Below are 13,103 nucleotides of genomic sequence, written 5' to 3'. Positions count from 1 at the left end.
TCAAACCACAAATAACAATTCTCCAATTTTCTTTTTTATGAAATGTTTTTCTGTCTGTGTTTTGGCTATTGAAAATGCTGTTTCAAAATACTCTTTTGCTTTTATTTTATTGTCGTCCCGGCAAAGTTCACCGAGTAAAATATAATAGAAATGATTGTCGGATAAATTCAACTTTTCTGCTTCAACGATTGCGGTTTGTTTGCTTGTTACTTTTGATAGCGCAAATGTCCTGTTAAGCGCAGCAATAGGCGAATATTCAATCTGCAACAAGTGGTTATATAGTTGCAAAATGTTTTCCCATTTTTCAGTTGAATCCGTTTTAATGGTATGCCAATAGGCAATCCCCGCCTCTAAATAATATTTAGAAATGATGTGCCAATTTGAAGCCTGTGTAAGAAAGTAGTTGCCTTTCATAATTAGTTCTTCGTTCCAGAGATTTTTGTCTTGCTCTTCATACAAAATAATTTCTCCATTTTTAGCAGCCCTTGCATCTAAACGGGAAGAATGAAAGCACATTAAAGAAAGTAGGGCATTTGTTGAATGCTGATTTGTCCGCTCATTTTCGATGAGCAAATAAGTCAATCTCATTGCTTCCAAACAAAGGTCTTTGCGAACGATAGTATCCTGTCTTTCAGAATAGTAACCTTCATTGAAAAGCAAATATAACGTTGTTAAAACGGTTTCTAATCGCTTTTCGATTTCTGTGATATCCGGATATTTAATTTGTATATTTTCAAGTCTTAGTTTTTCTTTGGCTCTAAAAAGTCGTTTGTTAATTGTTTCTTTGTTCGTTAAAAATGCGTCTGCAATTTCGTCAATTCCAAAACCACAAAGTATACGCAGGGCAAGGCCTATTTGGGATTCGACCGAAATAGAAGGTTGGCAGATGGCAAACAGCATTTGTAATTGACTATCGGTTATGTTTTTTTCTGATAAATCAATTTCTATTTCTTCTGTTGTTATGTTTGTGTATTGTAGTTGCTTTAAAATTTTTTCAGCAAATATTTTATTGTGATTAAAATAGTTTTTTGCTTTATTTTTTGCAACCAGATAAAGCCAGGCGGTCGGGTTTGGGGGTATACCTTTATAACTCCATGTTTCAACCGCCAGTAAAAAAGTTTCGCTGGCAATGTCTTCCGCAATTTCAATATGCTCAATACCAAAAAGTTTACAAAGCACAGCAGTGATCTTACTATACTCTGATCTGAATAAATGAGGTATTAATTCCTGTTGTTCCATTTAATCGGAAAGACCTTGATTCTCAAGGACCTTTTTTAAAGTAAATCAGTGCTTTGCAATTTGTCTGACTTCAACAGTATTTCCTTCTCCCTGCAGAACTGGTGAGCCTTTTGCAAATTCTACCGCTTCATCTACGTTTTCCGCTTTGATGATGATATAACCACCCAATGTTTCTTTTATTTCTCCAAATGGACCATTGGTGACGATGCTGTTATGGCCTACAACTTTTGCATGATCAAAAAGTAAGCCCGTTCCGCTAACAAATTTGTTCTGAGCTGTTATGCCTCCAATCCAATCCATTTGTTGTTTCATCCAAAGCTGCATTTGCTCAGGAGAGACTTTTGCTGTTGCATTTTCGTGTCTGAAAATTAAAATAAATTCGTCCATTTGTCTGGATTTTAAGTGGTTATTGAGTTTATATCACTATAACAAATGAAGTTTAATCAATTGGACATTGCAGATCTAATTTTTTAACCGAATCCGGCTATTGTTTGACTGTCGGAAAATTCAAAGTGGCAGGTAAATATAGATAAGATGAAAAGCGTTTCAAAAGGTTACCTCTGTTAGCTTTTCAACGTCAGTTCTATAAAAGGTCAGGGAACTACCGTAATGGTCGGAATACCCGTTGTGATTCTTCCCTAGTTGGTTACCTGATAATAGCCATAGGTCTATTGTCAGAAAGGAAATGATCCTCAATATAATCAGGTAGGCTGCGGGGTATCTGGCAAAGGCAAACCTGAACAATTTTGACCATAAATCGAAGCTTTTCTGCAAAATAGTTCTTTTTGGAGGTACATCGCAGATTGTTAACAAATTGCAGAAACGATTTTATCCAGCTGGATCAAAAAAGATCAAAAGGCTGTTCCATAAAGGTTATTGACAATTAACCAACTGACAGCATATGAAAGGAAATATTAACGGAATATTAGAATCGGCACTATACTTCCCGGATCTCAACCGTGCCAGCGAGTTCTATAAGAATTTGTTTGGATTTGAAGTTTTACTAAGCTCAGACCGGCTGGTGGCATTAAGTGTTGCAGGAAAACAAGTTTTGCTATTGTTTCAAGAGGAGGGCTCTATTAAAGAGGTTCAGCTCCCGACCGGGGGCATTATACCCGCGCACGATGGAAAAGGACCGGTTCATATAGCATTTTCAATTGATAGTGGTGCGATCGATTACTGGAAGGAACGTCTCACTAGCCGCAATATCAACATTGAAAGTGAAATCTCCTTCAATCAGGGATATAGTCTGTATTTCCGCGACACCAATAATCATTTGGTTGAACTTGCCACACCTGGGATTTGGGAAGGACTGGTAGTCTAGTCGGAACTTAACCATACCTGCAAACGAGAATTTTGATGCCTTGATCAATTGTTTCAAGGAGGCCATAAGTCCGGAAAGCGGTAGGTACGCACTTCAAATCAAGCTACAAGCTACAACGAGCCAGATTTTCACCGGCTTGTTGTAATAACAATTATATTCTTTCAAATGACTCAACACATAGCGGGTCGACGTAAACTTTCGGTAACACTTTTCTGAGTGATACAAATACTATGAAACATTCTATTAAAAAAAACCGTCATTTTTGTGACAATCTATTTGTGGCTGCGAATAATTGATTACGAAACGGATGATGTAGTCTAAAGACAAAACGAATGTTACTTTCGCGAGATACTGCTGGTTTTCTTAATGTGATTGAGGCCAATAAAGGAATCATTTACAAAGTTGCCAATGCGTACTGCTATGATGTGGAAAACCGAAAAGATCTGATTCAGGAAATTACTATTCAGCTCTGGCTCTCCTTTCCAAAATACGATGAGCATTTCATGATCACTACCTGGATGTACCGAATCGCTTTGAATGTTTCGATATCATTTTACAGAAAACAGACAACAAGAGATAAGCTCCGCCAGCCGATGACTTCTGAAATACTCAGTTTGGTAACCGACGATGGTCCGTTAGAACCCGACTTCGATTTATCACTCCTATACCATTTTATCAAAGAATTGAATGAGCTCGACCGGGCACTTATCCTGCTTTATCTTGAAGAGCGAAGTCAGCATGAAATAGCTGAAATATTAGGAATATCGACTTCAAACGTCTCTACGAAAGTCGCCAGGATTAAAGAAAAATTGAGAAAGAAATTTTCAACATTGAAATCTTAAAAACATGGAAGATACCGAGCTGATAGCCTTATGGCGGTCTTACGATCAAAAACTTCAGGAAAGTCTTACTTTGAACCGGCAGAATGCTGCCGATATCACACTTATTAAAATCAAGTCGCTGGTAGGCTCTATGGCACCGATGAAAACATTTACAATAATGACCGGCATGCTTTGGGTTGCATTTTTAAGTATTGTGTTGTTCAGTACTTATTCTTTTGCAAGCCCATTTTTCTGGTTTTCAATGTTTATTCACGCATTGACAGTTACGGTTGTGATCGGGATTTATATCTACCAGGTGATCTTGATTTATCAAACAGACATAAGTGAATCACTTTTTAAAACGCAATACAGGTTGGCAAGCTTAAAGAGTTCTACACTTTTGATCGCGCGACTGATGTTTTTACACGCCCCGGTCTGGACGACTTTTAGTATCCAGGATAAAATGTTTGAAAATCCTGTATGGCTGTTTTCACAGGGAATAGTTACCCTGATCTTTTTTGTGGCAGCGATATGGCTATTTATCAATATCAACTACGAGAACCACGAAAAAAAATGGTTCCGGTTTATTTTTAGCGGTAAAGAATGGATTCCTGTCATTGAATCCATCAAAATGCTCCGCGAAATTGACAATTTTCAGAAACGGAGTTAAGGTGGACTTTCCTGAGGGAGTGTAGTTAATAGACCTTTGCCTGACACGGGTACTCGTTGACCTTACCTTTTAATCTCATGATTCATTCTTAATAATTACCATGCAAACTGGAAGCGTTTTGGTCACTCAGACCCAGGATATTTAACTCAAAATTTATTTGATAAATGTCACGCTATGCCGAACCTCTGACCGGTAAGAAACGTGCCGTTTACCTTATATAATATTTAACTGCATTCGTATATAAATTAATCTATAAATTTTATAGACTTTATCAATTACTTTGCTTTTTTTGCAATGCATGTAAGCTGATTGTTTCTGTGTCAAGACCTACTTTCTTCTGTACGAACATTCGTTATCAATTATCGATACTCATTACGCTTTTTTTAGCGGGCATATTGCATGCGCAATCGTCAGATACTTTGCGCCAAGAGTTGACAATTGATTTTGAAGTAAGGCCGCGCGCAGAATATCGTGATAATTTTATGTGGACTCCGGCAGATACTGTTATGCCAGAGCTTTTTACAACGCAGAGAAATCGCCTTGGAATTACCTATCGAACAAATTGGCTCCGATTACATGTTTCTCCGCAGGAAATTCATGTCTGGGGAAAATCCGGAAGATTATCAAAGGTAGGTAGTGTGAATTTTTTTGAATTATATGCCGAACCAAATATCACCAAATCAATTTCGGTCAGAATTGGCAGACAGGCATTATCACTGGATAATGGCCGGATATTTTCAGCAGCGCCATGGGCTCAGCAAAGCCGTGCCCATGAAGGAATACGTTTTATTTACAAAAAAGCGTTGGAAACAGATCTGACAATTGCATTTACCCGGCCATATGCCCGGAATTTTGATCCTGTTTATTCTCCTGTTGCCTCGCATAGTTATAAATATCTCCTGATTCATCACCTTAAATACAAGTTCGATAATCAAATTACGCTGACCACGATCAATGCAGTAGATATATTTCGCAGAACTATCGGAAACAAACAATATTATCCGCGCATCTCCAATGGCGGGCGACTTGAATATACCCATGGGAGGGCGTATGCGACAGTTAGTGTTTACTATCAATATGGCGAGAATGCCGCTTCGGAAAAAATTCACGCCTATTATTTTCAGCCTGAAATCAGTTACAATACGGGCAGAACGCTTTTCAGATTAGGTGCCGAAATTCTGAGCGGTGAGAAAAATACGGTTTCTAAGGGAGTTTCGAATTCATTCGTTCCGCTTTATGGCGTTGCCTGGAAGTTTATGGGCAATATGAATTTGTTCACCCGTTTCCCAGTCGATGTCAACAAAAAGGGGCTATTTAATCCGTACTTGTTCACCATATTTCAAGCTGGTAAGAAGCTTTCCTTGCGTGGTGATGTACATCTATTTTACTCAGAACACCTACTAGTAAGTGGAGGCGACGAAGTTGACGGTAAATATCTGGGATTTGAAAGTGACTTGTCTTTGAATTACAGGCCGGCGAAAGCAGTGGAAATCATCTACGGGTATTCTTTCACCTTGGCTACAAGACGCATGGAATTGCTGAATAAGGTTAATGATGCCGGAAAAATACCAGTATGGAGTTATCTTATGGTTTCTTATGCTCCGCGTTTATTAGCGAAAAGGTGGTCAAAAAGAAGGCAGGGACTTCGTTAGTTTGTAATAATCGAGAGAAGCGGTAGATTTAAATCTTGTTTAAAATTCGGTATATTCACTAGTCAAATTATGATTGGAAATTTTGTTAGAAAATTAAGTAAATCATCTAAATATGGCAAAGAACAAAACCGTTGAAACAGAAAATAGTGTAGCAGTATATTTGCAAAATATTACCGATGAAAAGAGGCGTCAAGATTGTTCTGAAATTATCAGTTTAATCCGGCACCATACCGGTCTTGAACCGAAAATGTGGGGGACTGGTATTGTAGGTTTTGGAAGTTATCATTATGTCTACGCTAGCGGCCATTCGGGAGACGCACCATTGGCAGGAATTGCGGCAAGGACCAATGCAATATCCTTATACCTTGCGTCAGATCCCGAAAAGAGAGAAATTTTATTGCAGAACTTAGGCAAATATAAGATGGCAAAAAGCTGTATTTATATCAAAAAAATTGAAGATATTAATATTGACGTACTATTAGAAATGGTCGATAATTCAATTGAATTTTTACAAAAAAAGTACTGATCAAATTACTTTTATTTCAATTTTCTGAATTAAACAGTAAAACTATGGATAGAATATTTTCCAGACCTATTTACCAGGTTTAAAGGCCGGTCTTTTCTCAAATGTCAAATTTCTGATTGCTTCCTGTTTTGCTTCTTCAGTTTCTTCGAAATAATTTACAACATACATCAAAGGAACAGTAATTCTGTCTGCTGCATTGGAAAGTTGTATCACTGCCCTATCTACAGATGATTCATCGAATCCTATAAAATTGCCCGTAACAGCCTCAGCTGGCGGGTTTGAGTATGATATTGTCCGGTCGATAAATTTTTCAGCACGTCTCTGTAGGCCGGTAAGCTGGGGTTCTGTCATGATTTCTATGGTTAATATTCGATTTTAATCTTTTAAAGGTAACACACTGGCTTGAAAATGGGATAACAAAAATCGATTTTAGTAACTAGCGGCTAATTAATCAAAGCATAACCTGGACTTAACGGGAGGGTAACAATGCGAAACTACTTTTGCACTCAGTTAAGACAGGAGGAAATAGCCATAACAAGCATTGGAATTCTTCTCAAAAGGTAATAATTATTTGTAACGTATATATATTAACGTTTGAATTTAGATTTGATATCACTGCATTCATGTAAATGTAAAATAAAATTTGCCTTACCTATTTCAAATCCATCTATTGCTGTTTAAAAAAACCTCCTCCTTATTGACTGCCAGCTTTCTGAAATAAATTCAGCAGTGGCTCCATGCTCAGAATACTTACTACTCTAACATAAATTACAAACAAACAAAATGAAACAATTATTTACAGGCTTATTCCTGCTGTGTTCGCTGCTCTGTTTTACGACGCCGAGGGTGTATGGGCAGGGAAATGAAGCAACCGTTATCGGGAAGGTAACCGAAGCAGCGGGTCCAATTCCGGGTGCCACCGTTTTGGTCAGAAACGAATCTACTGGCTTCCAGGCCGGTACCGTTACCGACATCAATGGTGACTACATTATCAAGCAGTTACCATTGGGCTCGCCTTACTCTATTACTGTTTCTTTCATCGGATTTGGGGAACAAAAGAAAACAGGTTATTCTTTGAACCAGGGCGATCAGTTAAAGTTGAATTTCGTGATGGAGAATAGCGCAACGGAACTGCAAGCTGTTGATATTAAGGCAAACTCATTGAAAAACACAGTGGTATCATTGGGTGCATCAACGCCGATTACGGCAAAGGACATTACTAAGTTACCAGTAAATGGTCGTAGTTTTGGTTCTCTCATCGAACTGTCACCGTTGAGTAACGGATCAAGTTTGGGTGGACAACTTGCGTCTTCTACCAACTTTACATTAGACGGTATGACTTCGCGCGGAACCATTGCTGGTGGATCTACGCAGGGCGCATACTCCGTTTCTATGGAAGCAATTCGTGAATTTAAAATTGTAACCAACGAATACGACGTTACTATGGGCCGAGCGGGTGGTGGTACAATTAGTACAGTAACAAAATCCGGTACTAACAAGCTTTCAGGTAGCGCGTTTACCTTTATGCGTACAGACTGGCTTTCAAGTCCTTTTGATTTGAGAGGTAATAAAAGGGTGCAGGACTTTTCTACCTACCAGTATGGAGCGTCATTAGGCGGAGCAATCAAAAAGGACAAAGTCCACTTTTTCGTAGCATGGGATCACCAGGCCGACTCGCGTCCTTTATACATTGCGAATATTCAATCCCCTGCGGATGAAGCTGCTAACAAGGTAACGCAGCAGACTTTGGACAGATTTTCAAACATCGCCAGAGCAAAATATGGGGTTTCCAACAATCCTCAGTTTGGTGCTTTTGGTAAGAAAAAAGGAACCGACGCCATTTTTGCAAAGATCGACTGGCAGTTGAATTCGAAGAACCTTTTGTCAATTCGCAATAATATGGTGATTGAAAATGATATGCTTTCCGAAGGTGACAACAGCAATATCAATGCTTATGAATCTTACATTGATCGTAAAAGATTCGATAACAGCATCATGGCCTCGTTGCGGACAATTATTAATTCTAAAATGACGAATGAGTTGAAATTGCAACATTTCTATGAGGACCAGGCTATCATACCTAGCTCAGAACTTCCTGCTGCCGGGATTCCACGTGCTATCGTAGAAAACGTTTCTTCTGTTTCTGGATCGAATACTTATAACGCATCGATCCAGATCGGTGGCCAGCGTTTTTCTCCTGAATGGTTTAAAGGAACGGTAGTTCAGATGGTGGATAACTTTTACTATAATACAGGAAAGATCAACTTCACTTTCGGTCTGGATTTGATGTTCAACCGTATGAAGTCAGTTTACGGAAGTGAAATGAACGGACGTTTTTATTTTACAGGTCTGGATAATTTTGAGAATCAGACGCCTTATCGTTATGCAAGAGAAATCAATTTGCTGGATGACCCTAGTAATGTTGTAAACTCTATGAGCACAGGTGTTTATGCGCAGATGGATACAAAACTGGCGCTTGGACTTGAAATGATGGCAGGTTTACGTTTGGATAATACACAATATCTGAATAGCGCGAATTTCAGTCAGGTGGTTTTCGACGAACTTGGCTTACGCACTGATAACGTAATTAACACAACCCAACTACAGCCTCGTGTACAATTTACGTGGGATGTAAATGAGCGTAGCAAAGATATCGTTCGTTTCGGTGCGGGTGTTTTCGGCTCAGCGCTGAATCCTTATTCGATGATCAACAACATGCTGTTTGACGGAACAAGAGTTGCATCTGTTGATATACAGGGTGCTCTGGTCCCTAAACCAAACTTCCCGGGCTACCGTGCAGATCCTTCAACCGCACCGGGTGCAGAACTTTTCAATATTCAGGGTGTTGAAAGATTGATAACCATCAACACGAACAGCAAAGACGCTAAAATTCCGGTGGTGTACAAAACCAACTTCTCCTACAACCACTTCTTCAGTGATCGTATGCGTGTGGGTGTGAGCGGATATGCCTCATGGGCTCGCAACAATTATATGTATGTAGACCGTAATATGGTGGAAGATCCATTCTTCCGTATTGCCGCAGAAGCTAACCGTGGCGTATTTGTGCCAGCCAGCAGTATTACGCCAAGAAATGGTGCAACAAACTGGTTGGAAAGCCGCAAAACCAAAAACGTTGGCCGCGTGCTTGAACTGAACAGCGAAGGGAAGAAAAACCAATATGCTGTGGTGATCGACGGAACATACCGATATTTCAAAGATGGTCAGATTACTGCTTCCTATACATTGAATGATTCAAAGGATAATACTTCTTACAACGGAAACGTAGCCAATACAGCAACGCTTGACCTGATGGTTGCGGATGATCCACGTGATTTGAGCAAAATGAATTATGCAAACAACCAGTTCCGTAATAAAATTGTATTCTACGGAACGGCTCCAAGTATTTATGGTGTAACGATCGGTCTTCGGTATTCCGGAATCGGAGGAACGCGCTATTCTATGGCAGTGCAAGGCAATATGAACGGTGACTTCGTATCGTCGAATGACCTTGCTTACATTTACAATCCGAACAGCCCTGAAACACCAGAATATATCCGCAAAGGAATCCAGGCCATCCTGGATAATCCGGAAGCAGAGCAGAGCATTAAGGATTATATCACGAGAGATATGGGCAAAATAGCAGAGCGCAACGGTGGTGTCAATGGTTTCTACGGGGTATTTGATTTGCGCCTTGCGAAACGCTTCAAGCTGTTCGGTGGCCATGGTCTGGAAGCTTCTGTTGATGTCTTCAATGTCGCTAACCTTTTGAATCATGACTGGGGTGTAGGTAAAAATTTGTTAAAGCAAAACCTTTATTCGATCAAAAGCTTTGATGCTGCGAAACAAGAATTTGTCTACAATGTGAGTGGCGGAACAGGGGTTTCCAATCTGAACGGCAATCCTTATCAGGTTCAGCTTGGTTTGAGATATGGATTCTAATTTTTAAGTTAAAATGATAAAGCATGGATAATATCATTGATTGTTGTCCATGCTTTTTTAATTATCTAATCGCTCACTTTACAAATTTCATGAAAAAATTATTTTCAACGCTTGTGTTATCTGTGTTGTCTGTGGCTAGCGTCATGGCTCAGGATGCACATGTTATTTTGATCAGTATCGATGGGTTAAGACCTGAATTTTATAAAGACGCGTCCTGGTCGATGGTAAATCTTCGTCAGGCTATGAAAACCGGATCCTATGCTGACGGTGTTACGGGTGTTTTTCCAACGGTAACTTATCCTTCACACACTACGATGATTACCGGTGTGAAACCGATCAAACACGGCGTTTATTATAACGTACCATCTGAACCGCTGGAAGTGACCGGAAAGTGGAATTGGGATTATTCTAATATTAAAGTTCCGACCCTATTCAGTGCAGCGAAGGAAAAGGGTTTAAAAACTGCATCGGTTTTTTGGCCGGTTTCAGTTGGCGGACCAGCGACTTATAATATTCCGGAATACTGGTATTTGCCGGAAACTAAAGGCGGAAAAAGGAATATGACCAAAGCACTTTCCGAGCATTCATTTCCAAAAGGCTTTTATGAAGAAATTCAGCAAAATGCGGTTGGTAAGCTTGAAGAAATCGATTTTGACGGCGATTATTTGAGTATCGATGATAACCTTTCCAGAATGAGCAGTTACATTATCAGACAATACAGACCTGCTTTTTTAGCAGTTCACTTGGTCGCTGTTGACCATTTTGAACATGAAGAAGGGAGAGACGGAGATAAAGTTCGGGCAGCGCTTTCAAGTGCGGACAGAGGAATTAAATCAATTTTGGAAGCTGTTGAAAAGGCGGGTATCAAAGAGAAAACTACGATTATCGTGACGGGCGACCATGGGTTTGTTGATATTCATTCGTCAATCTCGCCAAATGTTCTGCTTGCTCAGGCAGGTCTTTATAATCCAAATGATAAAGATAACTGGAAGGCCTATTTCCACGCTTCCGGAGGTTCTTCCTTTTTGCATTTGAAAGATAAAAATGATAAAGCAACTTTGGACAAGGTAAAGTCAGTTTTAAATAAATTGTCCGTGTCAGAGCAGTCGATGTTTTCTGTAAAAGACAGAGATGCCCTTGATATGGTAGGTTCTGATCCTAACGCGAGTCTTGCGCTCGCACCCAGACAAGGATTTACTTTTGGTAATGCGGCAACAGGAGATTTCATACGTCCCGCGAGTGGAGGAACGCATGGGTTTTTCCCTGATTTTAAGGAAATTCAGACAGGCTTTGTTGTTTTTGGAAATGGTATAAAAAAGGGAACGGTGATTCCGGAAATGGGATTACAAGACATCGCTCCACTCATTGCCAAACTGCTGGGAATTAATTTTCCATCCGCTGACGGAACATTATATCCCGGACTTCTGGAAAAGGATAAGTAAGGGTATAAGTAAAGAAGCATTCAAAATTTTAAACGATAATCGTCTGACGGTTATCGTTTTTTTATGGTCAAAGCGGATTGAAGTTGAATTATTATGATGTTGTTTAACAGAAAAGCCATGCTGCGATGTTTAATTTTTAGAATGAGATTAAGATGTTATTTATATTTGTCACAAACGTTTTGAAAATCACACAACGAGGGATGATGTCTACTGAGGAAAAACTTGCTTCTGATATTGGTAAAGTAAACAAAATACCAATTGTTCCGATGATCCTGGATGTGATCTGCAAGGCAACAGGTATGGGATTTGCCGCCATTGCCCGGGTTACACAGGACAGATGGATTGCATGCAGCGTGCAGGATGATATCAATTTTGGTTTGGTTTCCGGTAGTGAATTAGAAATTGAAACAACCATTTGTAATGAAATTCGGGATAGTCAGCGCGCTGTTGTGATAGATAATGTTGGAGACAGCGACTATGTTAATCACCATACGCCCAGGATATATGGCTTTAAAAGTTACATCTCTGTTCCCATTTTTCTGAAAAACGGAGAATTTTTTGGTACGCTTTGTGCAATAGATCCCAATCCTGCGAAACTTAGCGATGCGAAGATTATCGGTATGTTTAACCTTTTTACTGACTTGATTGCCTACCATTTGCAAAGTATGGATTTGTTAAATCAGAGCAACTTTGCAGTTCAGGAATTAAGTCGCCAACTCACACATTCTACCGACGAAAATCGCCAGTATAAGCACATCTCAGATCACAACCTTCAGGAGCCACTTCGAAAGATCCGTATGTTCAGCGATATGCTGATCGCCGCGACAGAGTCATCCGATCTTCAAAAGGCGAAGGAACTCGCTGTCAAAGTTTCTTCCAGCGCGCAACGTTTTTCCATGATGATCAAAGATCTCTCCGAGTTTTCAGAACTGGATTACAAGGAATCGGCATTTGAAACGGTAGATTTAAATAAAATTATCACAGACGTCTGTGTGCAGTTAAACAGTGAATTGCGTAGCCAAAATGCGATTCTGAATGTTGGATTTTTACCTTCTGTGCCGGCGATACCGTTACAATTGGAGCAATTGTTTTTTCATCTGATCAGTAATGCTTTAAAGTTTTCCAGAAAAGATCGAATCCCTGTGATTGACATATTTGCCAGGGAGATTGAAGTGGACTTGTTAGAATATCCGCTATCAAACGATAAGGAAGGGAAATATTTCGAGATCACGTTGAAAGACAATGGGATAGGTATTGAACAATCGCAGCTTGAAAAGATCTTTGACATCTTCGCGCATCTGCCTTACGATCAGGTTCCGGAAGGAAAAGGTATAGGTTTGTCCTATTGTCGCAAGATTATCCGTAACCATGGAGGCGTTATAAAGGCGCATTCTGATTTAGAAAAAGGTACTTTATTTTCAATTATTTTACCGGTCAGGAGAATAACGAGCATCGATCTTGTGCCGGATAATGCTAGTTTCGGTTTGTAA

11 protein-coding genes are annotated in these 13,103 nt (G+C 39.6%); 8 read left to right on the top strand and 3 right to left on the bottom strand.

The window, feature by feature from the left end; all coding sequences use genetic code 11:
- Complete coding sequence (locus AC1XUO_RS23085; RefSeq protein ID WP_483332198.1) at window positions 1-1,239, bottom strand: RNA polymerase sigma factor; 1,239 nt, start codon at window positions 1,237-1,239, stop codon at window positions 1-3.
- 45 nt (window positions 1,240-1,284) lie between these two features.
- Window positions 1,285-1,626 (bottom strand): YciI family protein, encoded by a 342-nt coding sequence (locus tag AC1XUO_RS23080; RefSeq protein ID WP_483332197.1) that lies wholly within the window; start codon window positions 1,624-1,626, stop codon window positions 1,285-1,287.
- 514 nt (window positions 1,627-2,140) lie between these two features.
- Here AC1XUO_RS23080 and AC1XUO_RS23075 point away from each other — a divergent pair.
- From AC1XUO_RS23075 to AC1XUO_RS23055, 5 genes are all read left to right on the top strand, one after another.
- A complete protein-coding gene (locus tag AC1XUO_RS23075; RefSeq protein WP_483332196.1) occupies window positions 2,141-2,563 on the top strand; it encodes a VOC family protein in 423 nt (140 codons plus the stop codon).
- A gap of 332 nt (window positions 2,564-2,895) precedes the next feature.
- A complete protein-coding gene (locus AC1XUO_RS23070; protein WP_483332195.1) occupies window positions 2,896-3,405 on the top strand; it encodes an RNA polymerase sigma factor in 510 nt (169 codons plus the stop codon).
- A 4-nt stretch (window positions 3,406-3,409) separates the two neighbouring features.
- Window positions 3,410-4,054 carry a hypothetical protein gene (locus AC1XUO_RS23065; RefSeq protein WP_483332194.1) on the top strand — a complete coding sequence of 215 codons (645 nt, stop codon included), beginning with the start codon at window positions 3,410-3,412 and terminating at the stop codon, window positions 4,052-4,054.
- A 317-nt stretch (window positions 4,055-4,371) separates the two neighbouring features.
- Window positions 4,372-5,706 (top strand): hypothetical protein, encoded by a 1,335-nt coding sequence (locus AC1XUO_RS23060; RefSeq protein WP_483332193.1) that lies wholly within the window; start codon window positions 4,372-4,374, stop codon window positions 5,704-5,706.
- Between the two features lie 112 nt (window positions 5,707-5,818).
- The gene (locus tag AC1XUO_RS23055) at window positions 5,819-6,232 is read left to right on the top strand and encodes a DUF1801 domain-containing protein (protein ID WP_483332192.1); all 414 of its coding nucleotides are present in this window, start codon (window positions 5,819-5,821) and stop codon (window positions 6,230-6,232) included.
- Window positions 6,233-6,298: 66 nt separating this feature from the next.
- On the opposite strand, the gene AC1XUO_RS23050 is transcribed toward AC1XUO_RS23055, so the two are convergent.
- Window positions 6,299-6,583, bottom strand: coding sequence for a hypothetical protein (locus tag AC1XUO_RS23050; protein ID WP_483332191.1), 285 nt, complete (start codon window positions 6,581-6,583; stop codon window positions 6,299-6,301).
- Between the two features lie 432 nt (window positions 6,584-7,015).
- Here AC1XUO_RS23050 and AC1XUO_RS23045 point away from each other — a divergent pair, with 432 nt between their 5' ends.
- The 3 genes from AC1XUO_RS23045 (at window position 7,016) to AC1XUO_RS23035 (ending at window position 13,103) form a co-directional block, all read left to right on the top strand.
- Window positions 7,016-10,171: a TonB-dependent receptor gene (locus tag AC1XUO_RS23045; RefSeq protein WP_483332190.1), complete on the top strand. Its 3,156-nt coding sequence runs from the start codon at window positions 7,016-7,018 to the stop codon at window positions 10,169-10,171.
- Between the two features lie 89 nt (window positions 10,172-10,260).
- Window positions 10,261-11,613: an alkaline phosphatase family protein gene (locus AC1XUO_RS23040; RefSeq protein WP_483332189.1), complete on the top strand. Its 1,353-nt coding sequence runs from the start codon at window positions 10,261-10,263 to the stop codon at window positions 11,611-11,613.
- 152 nt (window positions 11,614-11,765) lie between these two features.
- The gene (locus tag AC1XUO_RS23035) at window positions 11,766-13,103 is read left to right on the top strand and encodes a sensor histidine kinase (RefSeq protein WP_483332188.1); all 1,338 of its coding nucleotides are present in this window, start codon (window positions 11,766-11,768) and stop codon (window positions 13,101-13,103) included.

This window comes from Dyadobacter sp. HNCC25DJ186, from assembly GCF_056895235.1.
The sequence above is the reverse complement of the archived record's forward strand: the minus strand, read 5'-3'. Positions and strand labels throughout refer to the sequence as shown.

Excerpts from the sequence above, each read along its gene's own strand:
- AC1XUO_RS23050 (WP_483332191.1), bottom strand. The coding sequence starts at position 6,583 with ATGACAGAACCCCAGCTTACCGGCCTACAGAGACGTGCTGAAAAATTT.
- AC1XUO_RS23065 (WP_483332194.1), top strand. The coding sequence starts at position 3,410 with ATGGAAGATACCGAGCTGATAGCCTTATGGCGGTCTTACGATCAAAAA.
- AC1XUO_RS23080 (WP_483332197.1), bottom strand. The coding sequence starts at position 1,626 with ATGGACGAATTTATTTTAATTTTCAGACACGAAAATGCAACAGCAAAA.
- AC1XUO_RS23055 (WP_483332192.1), top strand. The coding sequence starts at position 5,819 with ATGGCAAAGAACAAAACCGTTGAAACAGAAAATAGTGTAGCAGTATAT.
- AC1XUO_RS23070 (WP_483332195.1), top strand. The coding sequence starts at position 2,896 with ATGTTACTTTCGCGAGATACTGCTGGTTTTCTTAATGTGATTGAGGCC.
- AC1XUO_RS23045 (WP_483332190.1), top strand. The coding sequence starts at position 7,016 with ATGAAACAATTATTTACAGGCTTATTCCTGCTGTGTTCGCTGCTCTGT.
- AC1XUO_RS23075 (WP_483332196.1), top strand. The coding sequence starts at position 2,141 with ATGAAAGGAAATATTAACGGAATATTAGAATCGGCACTATACTTCCCG.
- AC1XUO_RS23035 (WP_483332188.1), top strand. The coding sequence starts at position 11,766 with ATGTTATTTATATTTGTCACAAACGTTTTGAAAATCACACAACGAGGG.
- AC1XUO_RS23040 (WP_483332189.1), top strand. The coding sequence starts at position 10,261 with ATGAAAAAATTATTTTCAACGCTTGTGTTATCTGTGTTGTCTGTGGCT.
- AC1XUO_RS23085 (WP_483332198.1), bottom strand. The coding sequence starts at position 1,239 with ATGGAACAACAGGAATTAATACCTCATTTATTCAGATCAGAGTATAGT.